Origin of the sequence: Erwinia persicina (assembly GCF_019844095.1) — a bacterium.
Taxonomy (GTDB): Bacteria; Pseudomonadota; Gammaproteobacteria; order Enterobacterales; family Enterobacteriaceae; genus Erwinia; species Erwinia persicina.
The window spans coordinates 2368447-2389924 of sequence record NZ_CP082141.1; the positions used below are offsets into that span (position 1 = coordinate 2368447).

The following is a 21478-nucleotide window of genomic DNA, read 5'->3' on the forward strand; positions in this document are numbered from 1 at the left end:
TAATAATCCCAGGTTCACTCACTCCGATGTGAACTTTTCTTCCTACCCATCAGCTAAGAACAGTAGCCACCCTTATGATGTGAACCTGTTCCTCCGTGAGGATGTTGGCCTTTAGGGCATGCGAATGCTGATGCAGACATGATACCGAGAACTGTGACCAAAAGGATTGCTGTGATTTTTTTCATTGAAATTCCGTTTTATCTTGCCATGTGGGAAACCCCAATAGTTAATATACACTTATGAATTAAAATAGGAATCCTGATAAATAATCAGTAGTAACGCATGAGGACTGGTTTTCTTGCTACTTGATCAATAAGTCATGCTACAGGACTGTCACCACACTGAGGTAAGGGGATAGGGTTATGAAAATCTCAATGTTTTACTGTTGGCACTGAGTGCTGCCTGTAATGAGCAGAGGTCCGCGAAATGAGTTAATCACTACATTGTAAGCCTCTCAGCTTTGGTGACTGATACATTATGAGATTACCGCTTTCGCCATCATTAGCCGATGGTTTTCCTGCATCAGTCAGCCTCTTCATGCATCTGTCGCTTATCAGTCTTTATTGTGAATAAATCCTCACTTTATTTATAACGGTGATTATCTATATATTTGCAATTAAAGAAATTGATACCTTTGTCTCTTTTTTTTCGTTTAAGTTGCATTGAAAAAGACTATTTACATGAAACGTTGAGTAACATTTCTTTCAGAGATAATGCGGTTTAGTGCTTGCTGCTTTACCGGTAACATATTATTTTTGTTTCACGCAACCAGTATTTCTAAGGGGATTTTATGCGATTAATGAGATATTCAAAATTGCTTGAATATACAGCAATAGGTCTGTTCGGCTCAATATTATTATACTTTATAGTGACTTGTGCAATGTCCTACTTTGGCCTGGATGCGGGCTGGCCATACCCTCAACACTGAAGCCAGCCTGACCAGGGAAACTATACCTATTATTTATCCAACGTTAAGTTGTATAACGCTACAAACTTTAATTATAAGAGTAACCTGTTACGCATATCAGCAACCCAGTTAAATATATGCATAATAGAAATAATCATACATCAATTACACATTATATCATCAGCCCCTGTTCTCAGAAGGATCCGGCCAGTGTGTCTTCCTCTTTTTATGCCGGGCTGACAGCTTAACCATAAAGCGTTATATCCCGAAAGAGATGCACCCGGGCGAGCCGGGCGGCTAAGCGTCAGAGAGCGGGTAGAGAAGGGGGGATCAGGGAGAAACTGACGACCTTATTTTCAGTCATTGCCACATCGTTATTAATGCGGCTGTCAGGAACAGCCCGTCACTGAGGCGGATCGGCACTCAGCAGTGCCGTCAGTCTGCGCAGCGCATATAACGCGGCGGTATGGATCACTGTTTCAGGTGGCCCCGCGATCGCCTGAACCTCGGCGACGGTCCGCTCACCGGGTAACCCCCATGCAAACCACACCGTGCCGGCGGGGGTGCCATCGTCTCCGCCGTCCGGGCCTGCATAACCACTGATAGCCAGACTCACGGCTTCGCCCGACAAATGCTGTGCGCCCACAACCATCTCCCTGACAGTTTCTTCACTCACGGCACTGTGCTTTTTCAGGGTGTCTTCACGGACGTTGAGGATGCGGTGTTTAGCAGAATCACAATAAGTGACAAACCCCGAGGTAAAAAACGCACTGCTGCCAGATGCTGCGCCGAGTGACATGGCGACCAGACCGGCAGTGCAGGACTCCGCCGTCGCCAGCCGCAATTCTTTTTTCTTCAACAGGGAGCCTAACGTGTCGGCAGCCTGTAACAGTTGTTGATCCATAGGACTCCTTATAAACAATCAAGGCCACTCTGATGCTGGCTGGTGAGTAGCCCGGTCTTATAAATGGAAGGGTTAATTGTCCTGTTAAGGCGTCGGTTTGATAAGGCGGATGGCATGTTCCAGCACCTTTTGCTCTTCGCGGTCAGCATCCGACCTTAACTGGCGGGTCTGCTGTAACAGGTCGGTGATTGTGCTGCGCTGGGTATTTCTCCCGTCTTCCGCCAGCACAATCACAGCGTCACCAATCACGCGACACACCTCATCATAATATTCTTCACTAAGCACATCTCTTTTCATCGGGCTTCCTCATTGAGACCGTTTTCATACCTTTTTCATTGTAGACAACGGCGGTGGCCTTGCAGAAATAAATGCGTTCAGGGCGAAATAAAATAAACAGCGTAACCGAACGGTAGCGAAGCGCTAAATAAACCTTATTGTGGATTCAGCCATTACGCCGGCGGCGTAATTTTTCCGCGTAAAATAAATTAAGATTTTTCTTAAATCAGTAAGAGCAGAGCAAATATCCCTGCCGGATGCATTTCAGTTTCGCTTGCCTGTGCCAGGCTTAATTCTCAAATACCAAGGAGGAACAATGAAATCAGTTATCTTAGCGGCAGTGTTATTAGCGATAACCGGTTCCGCAATGGCAGAAAAAGGCGGCTTTGAGTCGGGCGAGAAAGCACCGCCGGCTCACAAGCAGGATGCCGGCTACAAGGGCACGGAGGATACGACTGAAAGTCAGGTTAAAACCCTGCGCGATCTGAAAGAAGGCAGTTGGGTCACGCTGGAAGGCAACATCGTTGAAAAACATTCAGGCGATCGCTACACCTTCAGAGATAAATCCGGATCGCTTCCGGTGACCATCGACCAGAAAGTGTGGAAAGAGAGGACGTATAATGCGTCCGATTTAGTCAGGATCAGCGGCCGGACTGAGGGGCAGGGCAAAAACACCGCCCTCAAGGTAGAGCGCCTGGATGAACCCTGATATAGCGGCTGGTAGGGCCAACACTGCCGGCTGATGCGCAGCTCCCCTGACAGGTGATGACATGACAGACAAAAATGCCCCCGTCACACCACGCGGCGTTGATGAACGTCCACGCTGGATAGCTGTTGAGCAAAAAATCAGGGCCTGGGGCACCCTGTTCCTTTTCATCTTTACCTTCGCAGGTACGCTCGGCGTTTTTTCTAAAGGCTATCTTAGCGACGGTGTGGCGCAGGATCGCGCCGGCAATCTTAGCGTCGAATATGAACGCTTTGGCCGGATCATCAGCGATATGGATATGAAAATCACCTGGCAGGGAAGCGGCGCTTCCGTCTCTACCCTGACGCTGGGCGGTGATTTTATGGATCGCTATGAAGTGCTTACGCTGAATCCCCGCCCGCAGCGTGCTTACAGCCGTGACAACCAGCTTATTCTCGAATATCCCGCCACCGATGCGCAACATCCCCATACGCTGTGGATCGGTTTGCAGCCCCGTCAGGCCGGAGTGGGCCGCGCAACCTTTCGCGTTGATCGCAATGACCCCGTGACCCTGTTTCAGCTGATCTATCCGTAACAGGAGCAGAATATGGAAACCGTACTTCGTGCCGTGGGGATCTACTTTATCCTGCTGATTGTCTTCAGAATCGCCGGCAGGCGGGCGCTGCTGCAGATGACATCATTCGACCTGATCCTGCTGCTGATTATCAGCGAGGCGACACAGCAGGCGCTACTGGGCGATGACTTTTCGGTTACCGGAGCAGCCCTGACCATTATTACCCTGGTGGTGTTGGACATCACGCTGGGCTATATCAAGAAAAAGACCGGATGGTTTGATTATCTGCTCGACGGTTCTCCGGTTATTCTGGTGGAAAATGGCAGAGTGCTGGACAATAAGTTGAAAAAGTCCGGAATAACGCTGGATGATATTTTAGTGTCTGCCCGGACGAATCAGGGGGTATATGAAATAGCCAAAATTAAATTCGCCATCCTGGAGAAGAACGGCCATATATCCATCATCCCCTTTGACCAGTAAGGCCTTTGTAGGACGGTTAACGTTCACCTGCCTGTAAAGACGGCGGATCGACAGGCGGTTTTCCGTTTATTAAGCCTGGCAGCATGCAGTCAACGGCAGAGAGGGAGGAGAGGGGAAGGTGAAAAAAATACCCGGTATACACCGGGTGGTATAATCTGCACCATTAACGGAACCAGCAACGATCCCGGGCGTAAGAATAGTCTCAGGTAGCAAAAGCGCCAGTCCGCTCGCAATAAATATTTTCACCGTCTTTTTCCCTTTCACAAAGCGTGACGAATGTTACGATTCCGTTAAATTTCGATTGCTGAAAAATCATTTATTTCATTATTCTCGACAGGCGGTTGTAGCATTTCATTTTTCCAGCCGCAGATACGTTGCTGCTTCTGGAGATAATCATGAAAACGATAAAAAAACTGCTGCTTGTCGCGGCGCTAAGCTGCTCACCGTCCGTCATGGCGGAAACCATAGGTGTGTCGATGGCCTATTTCGATCAGAACTTCCTGACGATTATCCGCCAGGCTATCGATAAAGAAGCCCAGGCGCGTGGCATCACCGTGCAGTTCGAAGATGCGCGCGGGGATGTGGGCCGCCAGACGGATCAGGTACAGGCCTTTATCAGCGCCGGGGTGGATGCCATTATTGTCGATCCGGTGAACTCTGCCGGAACACCGGCCATGACAAAACTGGTCAGTCAGGCAAAGATTCCGCTGGTGTATGTTAACCGCACGCCTGGTGATAAGACGCTACCGCCGGGCGTGGTGTTTGTCGGCTCCGATGAAAAACAGTCGGGTACCCTGCAAATGGAAGCGCTGGCGCGTCTGGCCAATTATCAGGGCAATGTCGGCGTGATGATTGGTAACCTCAGCGACGCGGGCGCACTGCAGCGCACCCGTGATGTGGAGCAGGTGGTGGCCAAATACCCGAAAATGAAAGTGGTACAGAAACAGACGGCGAATTACTCCCGCAGCGAGGGTATGGATCTGATGTTGAGCTGGATCACCAACGGTGAAGCAATCGACATCGTCGCGGCTAACAATGATGAGATGGCGATCGGGGCCATCATGGCGCTCGACCAGTCGGGTAAGAAAAAGGGCAGCGTGCTGGTTGGTGGCATCGATGCGACACCGGATGGCCTGAAAGCCATGGCCTCCGGCAAAATGCAGGTGACGGTTTTCCAGGATGCCGTTGGTCAGGGTAAAGCCTCGGTGGCGGTGGCCCAGCGCATGATAAAAGGGGAGAAGGTGGAATCCTATCACTGGATCCCGTTCGAACTGGTGACGCCGCAAAACATGAAGCAGTACGCGGACAAATAATCCCTTCCTGACGGGCGGCCTCCCGACGAGGCCGCTGCGTTTAGCTCTACGCCTGCCGTCCAGCATTTGCTAAACTGCGCCCATGAACAAAAAATTAATAATTGCCGCCCTCCTGGCGCTGGTCGCCAGCTATGCCGGGCTGCGCGAACATGGGCAGTCGGAGAAGCCCGCCGTCCGGCCTTCAGCGTCGGTTTCTGCGCCACAGCGCGATAGCAATGACATCGACGTGCTGACGCAACAGCAGCGTGTGGCCGACTATCTGCGTCAGCATCAGCAACTTCCTGGTTACTACATCCGTAAAGGCGAAGCGCGTCAGCAGGGCTGGGATCCGTCGAAAGGCAATCTGTGTCAGGTGCTGCCGGGGCGGGCGATCGGCGGCGATCGCTTCAGCAATCGGGAAGGGGGGCTGCCACAGAAAAACGGGCGTCGCTGGTTCGAGGCGGACGTTAACTACGCCTGCGGGCGACGCGGTACGGATCGCCTGCTCTACTCCAGCGACGGTCTGATTTACCTGACCCGCGATCACTATCGTCACTTTCAACAGGTGAACTGAGATGCAAATGGTGACGTTTGATTTACAACATATCGGCAGTGCCGGTGAGTTTTACCGACAGTTCGCGCGCAAGTTTGACCTGTGTTATTTCGGTGACAATCTGGATGCGCTGTGGGATATGTTAACGGCAGGCATTCCATTACCGGTGCGTATTACACTGCGCCACCTCGACGCTCATCCGCAGCAGACAGCGCTGCTGCGGATCCTGCAGGTGATGCAGGAGGCCGAAGAGGAAACCGGTGGTGCCTTCAGCGTTCGCGTCAGCACCCCGGCCTGCGGGGATTAACGACGGATCAGTTTTAATATCTGCGCCAGTTTCTCGCGCTGTTCCTGACTGATTTCGCGCGACGCCGCATATCCGGCATTCTGCACAATCATCTCATTGAGCCCCACCAGCCAGTCGTAAATGTAAAAAGCGGCATGGTTGTTGGGCTTCAACGCCAGGCGCGTCAGGCGCTGTCCCGGGCCAAGGTTAACGGTCTGCGCCTCCGGCTTGGCAAAGATCTTCTGCCCGCGATTGATACGGCTGTCCGGACGCTGGGCCTCCGGCAACTGCTGGAAGCCCAGCCAGGCGACAAAATCCCCCAGCACACTGAGCGCCCGTGAAACCTGACGGTCGGCGATCTGTTCGGCAGGCAGCCCCTGAGCATCGCTGTCTGCCAGCACCCGCACCAGCGCGCCTTCCAGCTCCTGACGGACGCTGGCGGTGATCAGCTCCTCGGTCAGCATCTCCAGCGTGGGTTTGCTGACGCCCAGCAACTCCAGCAGCGGTGCGTTGTCCGGCAGCAGGCGCAACTGATTAACCCAGTGACGATAGACACTCTGCGCGAATTCCGCCTCCTGGTCGACGGCCGGCACGCTGTGATAGCTGGTCTGTACGGCCGTCAGCGGCTCGTCGCTCAACAGATCAATGGTCATGCCGATGCCGAAAGGATCGTCTTCGCTGATGCTGTATTCATCGGCGGCCGTCCGTTCGGTACGGAGCTGGCGCTGCAGGAACAGGTGACGCAGAGTATCGCGAACCGGCACCAGCCGCTCCAACAACTCACCATGAACCCCGGTGCGGGTTTGCAGGGCTTTCAGCAGCGTTTCGGCGATGCGCAGACGCTCCGCCGGATCTTCACCTTCGGCCGCCTGATACCAGCGCCCAAGCAGGTTGTCACACAGCTCACGCTGGATCTCCACGCGCTGGGCCGCAATACGGCCAAGCTTGCTGTCAGCACGCACCTCATTGACCAGATACCCGGCCATGCGCTGAACGCCTTTTTCATCCATCGCCAGCATCGCTCCCCAGGCATCGCCAGGGTTACCCACGAAGCGCTGAACTGCCGCATCATGATTATGACCATGGGTGATCCGCTGATCGAACGGTGTCATGGCCCAGATCAACCCCGGTTTACGCCCGCTGCGCAGCGCGGTGGTTTCCCCCTGAGTCTGTTTTACCCAGAAGTCGAGCAGGCGGCCAGTGCGGCGGGTTTCATTGCGGTGCGCCGAGGCGCTGCACACCAGCAGATGGGTGACATCCTGTTCAACAGCGGCACGCTGCAACAGGAAGGGACGCCGGGCCTGTAAAAACTCCAGCGCCAGTTCATGCTGCTCATCATCTGGCAGCACGGTTAAATCAATAAAGCCCGGGAAGTCGAGCAGATCGACCTCACTGAACAACGCCTCACGCGGCGCGCTGTACAGGGGCAGCAGGACTTCCCGGCTTAACAGGGTCAGTTCCGCCAGCGCCACGCTGACGGGGGCCAGGCTGCGGCCGGCATGACGCGGTACGACCTGCAATGTCAGGTCGGCTGTGGCGTTAAACTGGCTGACACCCGTGCTGTTCAGCAGGCTGTAGGAGGGCTCATCCAGCACGCTTAACGGCGCCAGCACCTGCGTCACGCAGGAAAGATGATGCAGGACGTGCGCCAGCTGACGGTAAAGGGCGGTGAGCTGGCGATCTTCCCCCCATAACAGAGAGAACAGGCGGGCGCGATCGTCCACGCCCAGCATCGGTGCCAGTTCGACGGCTTGCGGCCAGAAGTGGCTGTCCAGCGCACTGCTGCGTGCCAGGCTGATATTCAGGCCGTCCCACAGCGCGACCATCTGATGCCGGTTGATACCGTCCACCGGGTCTGGCTGGCGGTACATGGCCACGTTCTGCACCCGGTCTCCCAACTGAGATTCGTCCAGCGGCGCGGCAACATCCCCACCGCGCTGCGCGTACTGCAGCGTCAGCACCGCGACCAGTTCACATTCGGTCATTAGATCCAGCTGAACCGGCCAGCTGCTGTCGCTGCTCTGCTGCTGCCCGCTGAAACGCTGTACCAGGTTGGCAGTATGCTGCTGAGGATTAAGCTGGCTGGTGTAATCCAGCACGCTGTTGCCCAGCGCGCATTCCATACGGCCCTTTTCACTGGCGGCAAGCGCATTGATCAGATAAGACTTGCCCGCCTGCGCCAGGCCAAACAGCCCGATGGCGCAGTTCTGTGGCGTAATGCGTGCGAGTACACTGGCGTGATTGTGCTGGCGAAGCAGTTTGATCGCCAGACGGTCGGCTTCCATATTCAGACGCGGGGCCTGCTGACGGTTGACGTCCAGCCAGGTCAGCGCCTGCTCAATGCCCTGCGTCAGGGCATCACGTTTTTTATTGGCCTGTGCGGTCAGGATTTTATTGAGAGATTTCATTTCTTAAAGACGCTCCCGCTGTCAATCCAGTAATGCGCCATTCCCGAGGCCCCGCTGGCCAGCGTATTCAGGCGCAGGCGCAGGTGCTCGAGTGGCACCTGGCTGCCATCATCCAGGATGGCATCGGCGATATCAAATCGTTCCGGGCCAAACTCGCCAAACGGACGACTGACCGCCAGTTTGATGCGTAACACTTTATCGCCGGCGACACTGCGCGCCAGCTGTGGGTCTACGATGGTCAGCGTATAGAGCGGCGAGGCGGGCCAGCGGTCGTTGTCCAGCTGACGGAAACCGAGGGTAATCGCCCCCCGCACCTGAAAGCGGCTGCGTACATCGAGGGTAAAACTCTGCTGATCCAGGTCGATATCGCTGTACCAGACGTTGTCAGCCGTCAGCGCGCCCGTACCGTCCAGCATTCCCAGATAACGAATGGTGGAGTAGGGCTGGAAATCACCGGCCTTAAACCAGAAGTTGGCAAGACGCAGATCGAGCGACAGCAGGCAGAGCATCGCACCCACTGCCGCCGTGGATTTCGGGTTCTCGATTTTTCCCTGCTTATTAAACGGGTACCAGTCATTGGTGTGATAACCATCCAGCGACAGAATACGGCTTACCGGTAGCGGCTGCAGGTGGCGGAACAGCGCCTGCACGCCGGGGAAGCGTGACGGGCGACCGGTCAGCAGCAGCACGTCGCAGTCGTATACCGCCACCACCTCTGACATGGACCGCAGGCTGTGGGTGATATTCATGCGCGGCGACAGGAACTCGGCGTGCAGCTTGCTGAGGCGAACAATCAGCGGCACTGTCAGGATATCAAAGCCTTTCGCTTCACCCGGCAGTTCGCGCTGGATCTCCCGGTTGATGTAGTCGAGCAGTTTTTCTGTGGGTGCCTGTGCCAGCAGCTCACCGAAACGGGCATCAATTTCAGCAGTCAAATCAAGCGGGTCGAACGTTTCATAAGCTTCGAGAATCGCCTGACCTAACGGAATAAAGATCTGTAACGTCACCTGCTGCCGCAGCGTGGAGTGCCCGTCAAGACGGCCTTCGTGTCCAAACAGCCGGGTCATCACCGCTTCCGGGTTGACCATGCCTGCCTGTTTAAAGGCGGCCTGTAAAGCAGGCAGCACATACAGCTGGATCACATCCAGCAGAATATCGTCACCCGCCAGCTTGAAGCCTTCGCGGAACAGCAGGCGGGGCATGATTTTTACGTTATTGCCCACGCCATCGTCCAGGCGGTACTGCGTGATCGCCAGGTCAGTGGTGCCGCCACCAATATCAATCGACGCGATACGCAGGGTTTTACCTGCCGGTTCATCGGCAGCGCGGGCGCGATCCGGGCGCGCCATGCTGGCAAAGAAGGCTTCAGCACGGCCACCAAAGTTAACCTGCGTTTCGTTATACAGGTAGACCATCTGGCCGCAGGTGGCTTCATCCCACTCCATCTGCACATCGGGAACCGGCACGCTGCTTTTCGCTTTATCTTCCGCGCGGGTGAAGTCGTCATCCATCGGGTGCCAGCCCATTGATTTCCACACCAGGGCGATGGCCTCCAGCATCCTGCGACGGAAGATCTCCCGCTCCGGCTTCGGCATGGCTGACGGCAGGGTAAGGATAATATTGCGCAGCTGGCGCGGCGCGCTGCTGTGCAGCATCTTCTGCCGCTGTAACGGGCTGTTCATCTGCAGCAGCGCCTGCGCCAGCAGTTCTGAAAGCATCAGGCTCATCACCGAGCTGCGGCTGTAATGCGGGGCAAACACCGGCAGGCGTTCTTCCAGCGGAATGGTGTACAGAGGCTGGCCTTCATCATTGATCAGATAGGTCAGCGGCAGCGCGGTGGCCAGCGGTTCCTGCATCAGATTGCCAGGGGTGCGGCTGAAACGCCACCCGGGGGTATAACTTTCTTCATCCCACAGATAGCGGCGCGGACTGGAAAGGCCGGTGGCCCCTTCGGTTCCCAGCCGCTGGAGAGCCAGCTGGCCCGCTTCACGTCCTACCCGGGTGATCGACGGCCAGATGAAGGCATCATCGCGGCCGCTTTCCAGCGAAAAGTTTTGCTTACCGAAGGTGGCCTGGGCGAATTCCACGCGGCTTTCAAACAGTTCGTTATACAGCTGATGCGGCTCACTGAGATTCCGCATCTGTAATTCGTAGGTGTGTTTCAGGCCCTGATGATCGTCGACATGATCTTCCACCATAATGCCGCAGGTGTGGGAGTTACCCACATCGAGGATCAGGTCGACCGCAATCGCGGGTTCCTGCAGCGTCGCTGCACTGATTTTGAGCTCAGGCACCAAAAGCTGCTGCCCCAGCAGGTGCAGAATATTCAGATAGTGCGCCTGATATTCAAACTCACGCAGGGCGGCTTTAATATTGGTCTGTGGGCGCAGTTCCAGCGCCGACGCCGCCTGAGTAAAGGCCTCACGCAGCCAGCCGTCCACCCAGGTGTGGTCGAGGAATTCTCCCAGCTCATCGCTGCGGTGCGCCAGCGCGAAGCTGACACCATTTTTCACATCATTTTCATTCAGGGCCAGCGACTCATCTTCGCCATCCGCCCAGACTTTGGTATCGAATGCCAGCACCACACGGTGGCTGTTACCGCTGGCGTCCGGTTTATCCAGCGCCACCACGCGCACGCGCGCCCAGTTATCCGGGCCGCCGATAAACGTTCGCGGCGGGTTAAAGCGGAAAAACGGCAGTGGCAGCCACTGGCCGTTCAGCAGCGTCAGTGACTGAGCCAGTGGGAAGCTGAACTCGGGCTTCACCACTTCTGGCGTGCTGCCCGCAGCCTGCGGCAGCAGGTATTTCCCTGTCTGCGCATGATAATTCAGGCGCAGCAGGGGGCCGTTGGCCGTCTGCCGGACAAATTTGCCCGGCCAGTCAGCATTGAGATCCGGTATCAGGGCAAAGTCGAGGAACTGGACGCCGCTGTTCTGCACCAGCGTCATGTTTGGTTTAAAATCCGCAATTGTCGCCAGCATTATGATTTACTCTCACGCTTCATGGTCATCGGCAGCACCGTATCGGCGTTATAGCTGCCGCTGCACTCGGCAGGGCCGGTCAGACCCTGTTTACATACCAGCTCCGGCATCTGATAGCGGGAGCCATCGCTGCAGCGCGCTTTAGTACGGCTGTTAATTACCAGGTTACCGGAAGACATCAGTCCGGCGAAGACCTCGACCTTACAGCTGACGCCGTCTCCCTGGGTAATGCGCGCGGTGCCTTTACCATTCTTCAGCTGATATTTCAGCATTGGCGGGGTGCCGGTCGGCAGGTTTTTCTGCACCAGCACGCGCCAGCTGCCGTTAAGGAATTTGGTTGAACCCAGTTTGACTGCATCGCCCGGCAGTACCAGATCGTCACGGGCAACGGGACGTGCCTCCGCGACGGTTTCTTCGGCGGGTGCAGGCGCAGGTGCCGCCGCAGGGGCGACCGGAGCAATCACCGCTGCGGCCAGCGGTAAGGTTGTTGGTTTAACCTCTGCGGCCGGGGCAGGCTGGGCGACCGCCGGGGTAACAGCCGGCGTGACCGCCGCTACCGCCGGGGTGACAGACTGTGGTGCGCGGGCCACCGGCGCATCCGGTGCCACTTCTGCCGGTTTGTCGCTGCCTTTTTTCAGCTGCAAACCAAAGATCACCAGCAGGGCTACCGCCGGCACTACCCAGCCATAGCGCAGCCAGATATTCACCTTGGGCTTCACGGGCACCGACGCGGGGGCCGGGTCATTCACCGTTTCATCTTCTGGCTCATCGATAATGTTCAGCGCAGGCATCGGCGTAACAATCACCGGCGGGGGAACAGGGATCGTCGCCGCTGCGACGGGTTCAGGCGTAATCAGCGGCGCAATGACCGGGGAGACGGAAGCGGCAACCGACAACGGTGTGGCCACGGGGGCAGGGGCCAGCAGGGACAGACCCGGTTTGGGCTCGTCTTCTTCAATCTGCAGGCAGTCGAACACGTCCTGGCGGAACTTTTTATCCAGGCTGACAAAGCCCCAGAAAGTGATCACCGGTTGGCCGCCCACCAGATACACGTAGTTCTGGTCAGGGAACTGCAGGGCTTTATTCAGCAGCGCACCAAACAGTTTCTGACTGGGTTTGTCGGACTGCTGGGCGCGTTCACCCATTTCCGCAATGGCGGTCTGGCAGGCCTGCAGCTGACTGAGCGCGGCAGTGCGGGCGCTGTTGCTGGCGGCGGCCCAGGAGGTCACCTTACCGGTCACCGGGGAGTACCAGTCCAGGCGGTTGCCTGCGTCGTTAGGCTGCGGGATCGCCAGGCAGTCGGCAACCTGCGACTGTTTTCTCAGGCGCAGGGTTTCGCGCAGTTGCAAAGCCGAAAGATATACCGGCTGTCCGTTCTCACCCAGAGCGAGAACAGCGTCAAGATTACCGCTGCGTAAGAAGATTTTTGCCACGCAAAGAGACCTTATAGTCAGAGTTCGGGAGTAAAAAGCGTGTGTAATCAGACTATTTTAGTGGTACGTGACTTAAATCAAATGCGCAAATAAGCAATAAAACAGGTGAGTACTTAGGGCTTAGGCTGGCCGCAAGGTCAGCACGGAAGGGCCGACCAATGAAAAAGGACGACCCGCGAAACGTTCTAAGAGGCGCTCTGAAGCGCCTTTAAGCGCGCAATATCCCCGGACGTTATCGCCGCCAGATTCTGCGTGATCTTCTCTGGCGGCCAGTCCCACCAGGCAATGTTTTCCAGCTCAGCAATCACTTCATCGCTGAAACGCTGACGGATCACCTTTGCCGGATTTCCTCCCACGATGCTGTAGGCAGGAACATCAGACACCACCACTGAACGTGACGAAATAATCGCGCCGTTACCGATGGTGACGCCGGGCATAATCAGGCAGTCATAACCCATCCATACGTCATTACCCACGCGGGTGTCGCCTTTATAGGGCAGGTCGCCAGGCTCGGGCGCAGCACTTTCCCAGCCGTTGCCGAAGATAAAGAAAGGGAAGGTAGAGAGGCCGGAGGTCTTATGATTGGCCCCATTCATGATAAATCTCACCCCGCGCGCCAGGGCGCAAAACTTACCAATAATCAGCTTATCGCCGATGAACGGGTAGTGATAGAGCACGTTGCGCTCAAAGTTTTCAGCCCCTTCCGGGTCGTCGTAATAGGTGTAATCACCAATGATGATATTGGGACAGGTGACGCTGTTTTTAATAAAACAGACCTGAGGGAAGTCAGGTAAGGGATGTTTCTCGTCCGGATGGGGTCCGTACATAAAGTCCTCCTGTAGTCATAGCGTAAAGAGAGTGTAATTCAGAGGATACCGATCCGCCTAAGCTGTATTCAGGCGCAGAGGGGCGTTATGATAGCTGCGCCAAATTCGGCCGAGGAGAATTCGCCATAATGTTGTATCGTTTTACGCTGGCAGCCGTCGTTGCCGCCACCACGCTGACCGGATGTGCCGCCTTCAAACCGGCGTCCACGCAGGCCCCCGTGAGGGAGGCCGCTCATGCCACCGATGCGCCCGTTGCCGCCGCACAACCGGCAGAATCTGCACAGCCGGTAGAGGCAGCACAACCTGTCCCGTCTGCCCAGCCGGCAGAATCGACGCCGTCTGCAGATACCGCGCAGCCAACACCTGTCGAACAGCCGGTGCAGACGCAGCCGATCACCGCACCGGGTGCTGTCACAGAGCCCGTCACGCCAGCGGCGGCGAGCGCAGAGACACCGGCCAGCACGGCCGAAGCGCCGGCCACCTCACCGTCAGCCGACGTCCCCGCTGCGACGGCCAGCGCGCCTGCCCCCGTCGAAAACACGACGCCTGCGGCAGCAGCACCGGTGAAGGACGAGAAAATTTCAGCGTCAGAAAGCACTCAGGCCGTGGCACCGTTCAGCAGCGGCCCGACGCAGATTGATGTTTCGCATATCGTGACCCGCGCAGATGACGGTTCATCCATTACGCTGACCATTGACGGCACGGAAGCGGGGATCCTCAAGCGGGGAGAGAAACGGGCGGTATTTGTCGAGCCCGGCAAGCATCAGGTGGGCGGTTATGTACAGACCCTGTTCGGCCTGGGCCGTGTGACCATCCCGCCGGTGGAAATCACCACCGTACCCGGTAAAGTCAAAAAGGTGGACTACTCGGTGACCCGCACCAAGCCCGCTTTTACGGAAGCAACGGACAGTCAGAATAGCGCTGGCTGATCGGCCTCCCCGTATTCAGTCCATAAAAAAAGGCCGATCCTGAGGATCGGCCTTTTTCACGTCAGAAGGGCTTACAGTGCCATGTCGTGCTGCGGGCTGTCGGCGCGTTTCTCTGGCTGAGAAGGGGCGTCTGCCTGCTTGTGATCCATATCGATTACCGGTGGCTTCACCAGCTGCAGGGTGGCGGCAGTATCGTCCCACACCTGCTGAGTCAGCGCGCTGTTGCCGTTTAACTGCTGGCCATAGCTCGGCACGATAGTGCGGATCTTGCTCTGCCATTCCGGAGAGTTAAACTGCTCAGGGAACAGCTTTTTCATCACGTTCAGCGCAATAGGGGCCGCCGTGGACGCACCCGGGGAAGCACCCAGCAGGGCCGCCAGGGTTTTCTGCTGATCGGTCACAATTTCTGTACCCAGTTTCAGCACACCGCCTTTTTCTTCATCTTTTTTGATGATCTGGACGCGCTGGCCTGCCTGAATTAACTTCCAGTCTTCTTTACGTGCAGCGGGGTAGTACTCTTTCAGCGCTTCAAAACGGTCATTGTCATCCAGCATCACCTGGCCAATCAGGTATTTCACCAGATCGAAGTTATCCATGCCGACATGAGTCATTGGCATAAAGTTGCTGGTGGTGGTGGTGCTTAACAGATCGAACAGCGAACCATTTTTCAGGAACTTGGTGGAGAAGGTCGCGAACGGCCCAAACAGCACCACGCGCTTGCCGTCGAGGAAGCGGGCGTCCAGGTGCGGTACGGACATCGGCGGCGCGCCCACGGAAGCCTGACCGTACACTTTTTCAGTGTGCAGTTTGGTGATTTCCGGGTTCTCAGTCACCAGGAAGGAACCGCCCACCGGGAAGCCTGCATAGTTATCCGCTTCAGGAATGCCGGTTTTCTGCAGCAGCTTCAGCGCGCCGCCGCCTGCACCGATGAAGACATATTTGGCATCGACCGCGTGCTCTTCACCGGTTTTCACATCGGTGATGGTCACATGCCAGGAGTTATCCGGGTTACGTTTGAAATCGGTCGCTTCAGCGGAGGTTTCCAGCTGGAAGTTTTTATCTTTCTTCAGGCTGCCGATCAGCTGACGGGTAATTTCACCGTAGTTGACGTCGGTGCCGACCGGGGTCCAGGTTGCCGCCACTTTCTGCTGCGGATCGCGGCCTTCCATGGTCAGCGGTGCCCACTGTTTGATCTGGTTCTGATCGGTGGAGAACTTCATGCCCTGGAACAGGGTGGTCTGCTGCAGCGCTTCATAACGCTTGGTCAGATAGTTAACGTTGGTGTCACCCCAGACCAGACTCATATGTGGCGTAGAGTTAATAAAAGAGTGCGGATTGTTCAGGATGCCGCGCTTAACCTGGGCAGTCCAGAACTGGCGGGAAATCATAAACTGTTCGTTAATGTCCAGGGCCTTAGACACATCAATAGAACCATCCGGACGCTCGGGCGTATAGTTCAGCTCCATATTGGCGGAGTGACCTGTACCGGCATTATTCCAGCCGTTAGAGGATTCCAGCGCCACGCCGTCCAGCTTCTCGACCATCAGCTGTTTCCAGCCTGGCTGAAGTTCCTGTAACCAGGTGCCCAGAGAGGCACTCATAATACCGCCGCCGATCAGCAGGACATCGGTTTTTTCCGTGGCAGGAGTTTCAGCCCAGGTACTGGTGCACACCAGCACTGCTGACAGAGAAAGCAGGGGGATCATTCTTTTAAAGTTAGACATATTAAATAAGGCATCAATATAGGTTAACAAATTGAGCGCATATTTTAGGCTTAATTTAACGAAAAGTTAATAACTATTTATTATATTTAAATCAAATCACCAAATTAATTTACTTACTTAACGTTTAATTTAATTACCCTCTGAGTTTATTTACTTATAAATAGGCGGGGTTTTGTTATTAAATAAACCGAAGGGATGAAAAAATAACGACCCATTTCCTTTCCGGGGAAAGGACGCGTAGCAGCCTTTTACTGTCCGTGCCGCGTTCAATGCTGCCCCCCCTGGCCCCACGCTGTCGGTCGAAAAGGTGATATTTTTTCGAATAGAAAACCCTCCTCAGGTGTTAACTGAACATCTCTCACTGCGACAGGAAACCCCTCGCGATGTCATTACCTTCCTCACGGCCCCTGCGTCAGCGCTATGACGCCCTGACTCTGACGCTGCACTGGCTGACCGCCGGCAGCGTTATCTTTCTGTTTGCATCGGCGCATATCTGGGCGCTGCTGGAGCGCGGGACACCGCTGCGTAAAGGCTTACAGTCCGTGCATATCTCCTGCGGCATACTGCTGGCGGTTGTGATGATTATCCGCCCACTGTGGCGCATCTTCAGCCAGCAGCGGGCGCGCTTTGCCCTGCCACCTGCAGCAGGATCGCGCCTTTCCCGTATTGCCGCGCACAGCGTACACGGGGCGCTGTATCTCCTGCTGTTCACGCAGACAGGCCTCGGCTTTATGTTCCGCTGGGCGCAGCAGGAGCCTTTTACCTTCTTCGGTCTGTTTCATATTCCTGCGTGGATCGCCGTCGATCCCGGCCGACGTCATCAGCTGGCCGGCTGGCACGACAATGTGGCCTGGGCGCTGATTATTCTGGCCGGTGTCCACGCGCTTGCTGCACTGTTCCATCACTATGTTCTGCGCGACAGCGTCCTGCGCAGAATGCTGCCCGCTCGCAATACTTCCGCTTCCTGACAGGATAACGACCATGAAAAAAATGACGTTACTGATGGCACTTCCGGCACTGCTGTTTAGTCTGCACGCGCCGCTGGCGCAGGCGATGGGCGATGACAACAGCGAGAGCAAAACCCCGGACTGCCCGAAAGGTCAGGTCTATGACAGCACCCGCAGGCAGTGCGTCGTGGAAAAAACCAGCCGTCTCAGCGATGAGGATAAAACCCGCTACGCCTACCACCTGGCGAAGAAGGGTGACTATCAGGCTGCACTGAATCTGCTGGACAGGTTAGATAATCCGGATACCCGCGAGGCATGGAATTATCGTGGCTACGCCACGCGGAAATCAGGGCGCACGGATGAGGGGATAGGCTATTATCAGCGCTCTATAGCGCTCGATCCACGCTATGCCCGGGTACGCGAATACCTCGGGGAGGCGTGGATGATTAAAGGGCGACCTGACCTGGCCCGCGAGCAGCTGGCGGTCATTCGCTCCCTGTGCGGGGTGAACTGTGAAGAGTACCGGGATTTACAGGCGGCGATAAACGGCCACCCTGAGTCCTGAACGGCCGGCGGCCTGGAGAAGAAAACATGACGAGCAGCGAAGTCCGCCATCATCTGGCCGACCATCTTACGCGCCTGTGGCGCTACGGGATGGTGCTGTCCCGTAACAACGAGGTCGCCCGTGAGCTGGTGCAGACCACCTGTGTCCGGGCGCTTGAGCGCAGCGCACAGTTCACCCCCGGCACGCGCATTGACCGCTGGTTATTTACGCTGCTGCATTCGGTGTGGATCAACGATCTGCGTGCGCAGCGCGTCCGCCAGGGGCAGGGGTTTGTCGACAGCGACGAACTTTATGCCCCGGACACCCGCCAGCATGACGATAACCATCTGCACTATCAGCAGGTGATGCAGCGCGTGGCCAGACTGCCGGAGGCACAACGGAACGCCGTATTCCTGGTCTATGTTGAAGGTTTTACCTATCAGGAAGCGGCTGACACGCTGATCGTGCCAATTGGCACCATTATGAGCCGTCTGGCGGCGGCAAGGACTACGCTGGCACGAGCCGAAACCGGCTCAGCGACCGTAAAGGAGAAACGCCTGTGAACAGAGAACGGTTAAGCGCCCCCTGGAGCGATGAAGCAATCACCGCGTGGCTCGACGGTGAGATGAGCGCAGACGAGATGCAGGACTTTGAACAGCAGCTGAAGCGTGATCAGACGCTGTCTGCCCGCACCGCTGCACTGATGAAAAGCAACCAGCCGTTTGAAGCGGCCTTTGAACCGCTGCTGGCGGCGGCACCGGCGGCGCAGATGAAGGACGACCTCAATCGCCTGCTGGCGCAAGCGCCCGCGCCGGCCGCGACCCGCCAGGTCAGCCGCCGGGCGCTCATTGCCGCCTCGCTGAGTTTCCTCGCCATCGGCTCCAGCCTCGGCTATTTTGTCCGGCCCGATACCGCGCAGCGTGAAAGCGAGAAGATCCGCGACCTGGAAGCCGGGTATATGTCCCTCTACAGCCGGCAGACGCTGGCCGACGTGGACAGCTCCGCGCCGCTGATTGCGCGGGCGCTGCAACGGACCTCGCAGCAGATGGGCCTGCAGCTCAGCGCGGAACAGCTGGCATTACACAATGCCGCGCTGAAAAGCGTGCGCCTGCTGCGCTATGACGATACCAGCATCGTGCAGATCGCCTGGGAACACGCCCAGTGGGGGCCGGTAGCACTCTGCGTCTCGCGTGAAAAGCATGAAAATGAAACCGGGATACAGGCGGAGCGGCGTCACGGGATGAGTCTCGCCTGGTGGCACGCCGGGGGCTATCAGTTTGTGCTGATTGGCCGCACTCCGGCACAACAGCTGCAACAGAGCGCCGGGAGGCTGAGGCAGGGGTTAAGCGCAGCCTGAGACAAACAGATAAGGAGATAAGGAGATAAAAGCTTTGTTTCCTGGCACCGTTATGACAGGGTAAAAAACCAACCTTATCAGTCAGGAGCCATTAACGTGAATTCACACCCGATACGACGCATCATAGAAGCCTGTGACCGGGCGATCACCGCCCGGGATTTTGACAGCCTGATGGGCTGGTATGCCGCTGATGCCAGCCTGGTGGTGAAACCCGGGATGATTGTGCAGGGGCACGATGCCATTCGCCGGGCCTTTGTAGCGATTGCCGACCACTTTCAGGGCCAGCTCAGGGTAGAGCAGGGCGAGATGCAGGTCATCGAAGGCAGCGGAAACGCCCTGGTGATTATGGAAACGGTCCTGCACTATCCGGACGGCGCGGGAGGCAGCGTCACCACCACACGCCGGGCCACCTATGTCTTTCGTCAGGAGCCGGACGGCGGCTGGCTTTGCACTATCGATAACTCTTACGGCACCACGCTGCTGGACGGTTAATCTCCGCAAGACTGGCGCGCCGCCCGCCGGTAGAGCGTGCTGCGCGCCACCCCCAGTGCCTCCGCCGTTTTACTGACGTTGCCGTTAAAGCGTTGCAGCGTTGCCGCAATCAGGGCGTCGTCATGCTGTTGCAGTGCGGGGCGCAGGGGTGGTGAACAATGCCGATACTCCGGCGGCAGGCTGTCCGCATCCAGCTGGGTATCATCGTCTGCCAGCGCCAGTAACACCTTCAGCACGCTGCGCAGCTGCCGGACATTGCCCGGCCATGTCTGCTGTGTCAGGGTAGCCAGCAGCCGCGGCGACAGACCGATGCCCCGCTGTTCCCCTCCCATTTCCTGCCAGAGCTGCAGAATAAAGGCAGGCAGTTCCGGCCACTCGCGCAGGGGCGGCAGAGTCAGTGAAAACTCCTGCAGACGGTAGAGCAGGTCTTCGCGGAACTCACCGCTGGCGACCCGCGCGGGCAGGTTGCGGTGCGTTGCGCAGATCACGGCAAAATTCACCGGCCAGCTGCGGCTCGAACCCAGCGGGGCGACCTCTTTTTCCTGTAAAACACGCAGAAGACGGGTCTGTAGTGCCAGCGGCATATCGCCAATTTCATCCAGAAACAGCACCCCGCCGTCGGCTTCGCGAATTTTACCGATATAGCCGTTCTTGCTGGCACCGGTAAAGGCCCCCGGTTGATAGCCAAACAGTTCCGATTCGATCAGCGACTCGGGGATCGCCGCGCAGTTAATGGCGACAAAATTCCCCTGACGCCAGCGGCTCTGCTGATGCAGCGCACGGCTGACATACTCTTTGCCACTGCCGGTATCGCCCTGTACGCAGAGTGATACCCCGGCATTCAGCAGGCGCACCAGCTTGTCCCCGCCGTCACGCAGCGGCACCGGCAGAAGGGAGGATCCGGTCTGCCGGGCAGCAACGTGGCGACGGGCCGGGGCACGCAGGCGGAAAAAATAGTGCTGCGCATCACAGGTTGTCAGGGACTGCGGGACCTGATTAGCGTGCTGTTGCAAATGAGGAAAGAGCTGCTGAAAGGTCAGACTGCCCATCTGCTCACTGCGTAACGTCAGCTCACGCATCGCAACGCGGTTGGCTGCCATCAGTACATTGTCAGAAAACACCAGTAACAGCTCTTCAGCCCGGTCAAGTCCCTCCAGCCCTTGATGCAGACTCATCAGCCACTGGTCAGGATGCAGGGTCTGCTTCACCCAAAGATACTCAATCTGTCTGGCTGCCTCATTGATCCATGCCAGCGTATGCGGATGGGCAAAATGCGCCGGACCGGAAATATCCAGCACGCCGGCAATCTGACCGCCGGGGGTTTGCAGCGGAATGGCCGCACAGTACAGGCCCTGGTTACGGGTGAGAAAATGCTGCTGACCGTCGATCTCACAGCAGTCATCAATGGCCAGCGCCGTGCCGATAGCATTGGTGCCGCGCCCGCACTCGCTCCACAAATTTCCAGGCGCCAGTGCAAAGCGTTCGGCTTTTTTCAGCGCCTGCATGTCGCCAAAGGTATTCAGGACCAGACCACTGGCGTCGGAGAGGATCACCACGGCCTGCTTGTCGGCCACTTTTTCGGCCAGGGCGTGGATGGCAGGCCGGGCAAACTGCTGCAGCGTGGCGTGGTGAGCCAGCACATCTGCCAGTTCTCCCTGGCGCAGTCGGGGAAAATCATCGGAAAGGCGATCCAGACCGTATAACTGGCTGCGAAACCAGGAGTCGCTCAGAAGGGGATCGGGCGCGATCGCGGCGGGAATGGCCGGTGACGAAAATCCCTGCATTGATAACCTCATACCGTCGTCAGAGTGTTGCGACATTGTAGCCATCTGGTATTCAGGGTGTTGCGATTTGCAACACAGTTGCAGAATTTTTCCTT

20 protein-coding genes are annotated in these 21478 nt (G+C 56.7%); 12 read left to right on the forward strand and 8 right to left on the reverse strand.

The annotated features are described in order from the left end of the window. Positions 1-1310: 1310 nt before the first annotated feature. On the reverse strand, positions 1311-1811 hold the full coding sequence (locus K6L24_RS10735) for a CinA family protein (RefSeq protein ID WP_062743224.1): 501 nt from the start codon (positions 1809-1811) through the stop codon (positions 1311-1313). 84 nt (positions 1812-1895) lie between these two features. Further along, the gene (locus K6L24_RS10740) at positions 1896-2108 is read right to left on the reverse strand and encodes a DUF2767 family protein (protein ID WP_062743225.1); all 213 of its coding nucleotides are present in this window, start codon (positions 2106-2108) and stop codon (positions 1896-1898) included. A gap of 295 nt (positions 2109-2403) precedes the next feature. Here K6L24_RS10740 and K6L24_RS10745 point away from each other — a divergent pair, with 295 nt between their 5' ends. From K6L24_RS10745 to K6L24_RS10770, 6 genes are all read left to right on the forward strand, one after another. Beyond that, on the forward strand, positions 2404-2796 hold the full coding sequence (locus tag K6L24_RS10745) for a YgiW/YdeI family stress tolerance OB fold protein (protein WP_222681437.1): 393 nt from the start codon (positions 2404-2406) through the stop codon (positions 2794-2796). 61 nt (positions 2797-2857) lie between these two features. After that, positions 2858-3367 (forward strand): hypothetical protein, encoded by a 510-nt coding sequence (locus K6L24_RS10750; RefSeq protein ID WP_062743227.1) that lies wholly within the window; start codon positions 2858-2860, stop codon positions 3365-3367. A 12-nt stretch (positions 3368-3379) separates the two neighbouring features. After that, positions 3380-3826, forward strand: a complete 447-nt coding sequence (locus K6L24_RS10755; protein ID WP_222681438.1) for a DUF421 domain-containing protein — start codon at positions 3380-3382, stop codon at positions 3824-3826. Between the two features lie 395 nt (positions 3827-4221). After that, positions 4222-5139 carry a sugar ABC transporter substrate-binding protein gene (locus K6L24_RS10760; RefSeq protein ID WP_137269357.1) on the forward strand — a complete coding sequence of 306 codons (918 nt, stop codon included), beginning with the start codon at positions 4222-4224 and terminating at the stop codon, positions 5137-5139. An 82-nt stretch (positions 5140-5221) separates the two neighbouring features. After that, complete coding sequence (locus K6L24_RS10765; RefSeq protein ID WP_062743230.1) at positions 5222-5692, forward strand: ribonuclease domain-containing protein; 471 nt, start codon at positions 5222-5224, stop codon at positions 5690-5692. Position 5693: 1 nt separating this feature from the next. Further along, complete coding sequence (locus tag K6L24_RS10770; protein WP_062743231.1) at positions 5694-5978, forward strand: barstar family protein; 285 nt, start codon at positions 5694-5696, stop codon at positions 5976-5978. On the opposite strand, the gene K6L24_RS10775 is transcribed toward K6L24_RS10770, so the two are convergent. From K6L24_RS10775 to K6L24_RS10790, 4 genes are all read right to left on the reverse strand, one after another. Then, complete coding sequence (locus tag K6L24_RS10775; RefSeq protein WP_222681439.1) at positions 5975-8365, reverse strand: virulence factor SrfC family protein; 2391 nt, start codon at positions 8363-8365, stop codon at positions 5975-5977. The genes K6L24_RS10770 and K6L24_RS10775 overlap by 4 nt on opposite strands. After that, entirely contained in the window at positions 8362-11346 is a 2985-nt protein-coding gene (locus K6L24_RS10780; protein ID WP_187509136.1) for a virulence factor SrfB, read from the reverse strand. The genes K6L24_RS10775 and K6L24_RS10780 overlap by 4 nt, the downstream gene beginning before the upstream one ends. Further along, entirely contained in the window at positions 11346-12779 is a 1434-nt protein-coding gene (locus tag K6L24_RS10785) for an SrfA family protein (RefSeq protein WP_118664106.1), read from the reverse strand. The genes K6L24_RS10780 and K6L24_RS10785 overlap by 1 nt, the downstream gene beginning before the upstream one ends. A gap of 185 nt (positions 12780-12964) precedes the next feature. After that, positions 12965-13606 carry a Vat family streptogramin A O-acetyltransferase gene (locus K6L24_RS10790; protein WP_062743235.1) on the reverse strand — a complete coding sequence of 214 codons (642 nt, stop codon included), beginning with the start codon at positions 13604-13606 and terminating at the stop codon, positions 12965-12967. Positions 13607-13734: 128 nt separating this feature from the next. On the opposite strand from K6L24_RS10790, the gene K6L24_RS22420 reads away from it, so the two are divergent. After that, on the forward strand, positions 13735-14535 hold the full coding sequence (locus K6L24_RS22420; protein WP_118664107.1) for a hypothetical protein: 801 nt from the start codon (positions 13735-13737) through the stop codon (positions 14533-14535). Between the two features lie 71 nt (positions 14536-14606). Here K6L24_RS22420 and mqo read toward each other — a convergent pair whose 3' ends face one another. Beyond that, complete coding sequence (mqo, locus tag K6L24_RS10800; RefSeq protein ID WP_222681440.1) at positions 14607-16259, reverse strand: malate dehydrogenase (quinone); 1653 nt, start codon at positions 16257-16259, stop codon at positions 14607-14609. A gap of 383 nt (positions 16260-16642) precedes the next feature. Here mqo and K6L24_RS10805 point away from each other — a divergent pair, with 383 nt between their 5' ends. The 5 genes from K6L24_RS10805 (at position 16643) to K6L24_RS10825 (ending at position 19599) form a co-directional block, all read left to right on the forward strand. After that, positions 16643-17227 (forward strand): cytochrome b, encoded by a 585-nt coding sequence (locus tag K6L24_RS10805; RefSeq protein ID WP_118664108.1) that lies wholly within the window; start codon positions 16643-16645, stop codon positions 17225-17227. Between the two features lie 13 nt (positions 17228-17240). Then, entirely contained in the window at positions 17241-17771 is a 531-nt protein-coding gene (locus tag K6L24_RS10810; RefSeq protein ID WP_062743237.1) for a tetratricopeptide repeat protein, read from the forward strand. 26 nt (positions 17772-17797) lie between these two features. After that, positions 17798-18313, forward strand: a complete 516-nt coding sequence (locus K6L24_RS10815; protein WP_062743238.1) for a sigma-70 family RNA polymerase sigma factor — start codon at positions 17798-17800, stop codon at positions 18311-18313. Next, positions 18310-19107 carry an anti-sigma factor family protein gene (locus tag K6L24_RS10820; RefSeq protein ID WP_222681441.1) on the forward strand — a complete coding sequence of 266 codons (798 nt, stop codon included), beginning with the start codon at positions 18310-18312 and terminating at the stop codon, positions 19105-19107. Before K6L24_RS10815 ends, K6L24_RS10820 begins: the two co-directional genes overlap by 4 nt. Before the next feature lie 96 nt (positions 19108-19203). Further along, complete coding sequence (locus K6L24_RS10825) at positions 19204-19599, forward strand: YybH family protein (protein WP_062743240.1); 396 nt, start codon at positions 19204-19206, stop codon at positions 19597-19599. On the opposite strand, the gene K6L24_RS10830 is transcribed toward K6L24_RS10825, so the two are convergent. Beyond that, a complete protein-coding gene (locus K6L24_RS10830; protein ID WP_222682317.1) occupies positions 19596-21383 on the reverse strand; it encodes a sigma-54-dependent Fis family transcriptional regulator in 1788 nt (595 codons plus the stop codon). The genes K6L24_RS10825 and K6L24_RS10830 overlap by 4 nt on opposite strands. Positions 21384-21478: the final 95 nt, after the last annotated feature.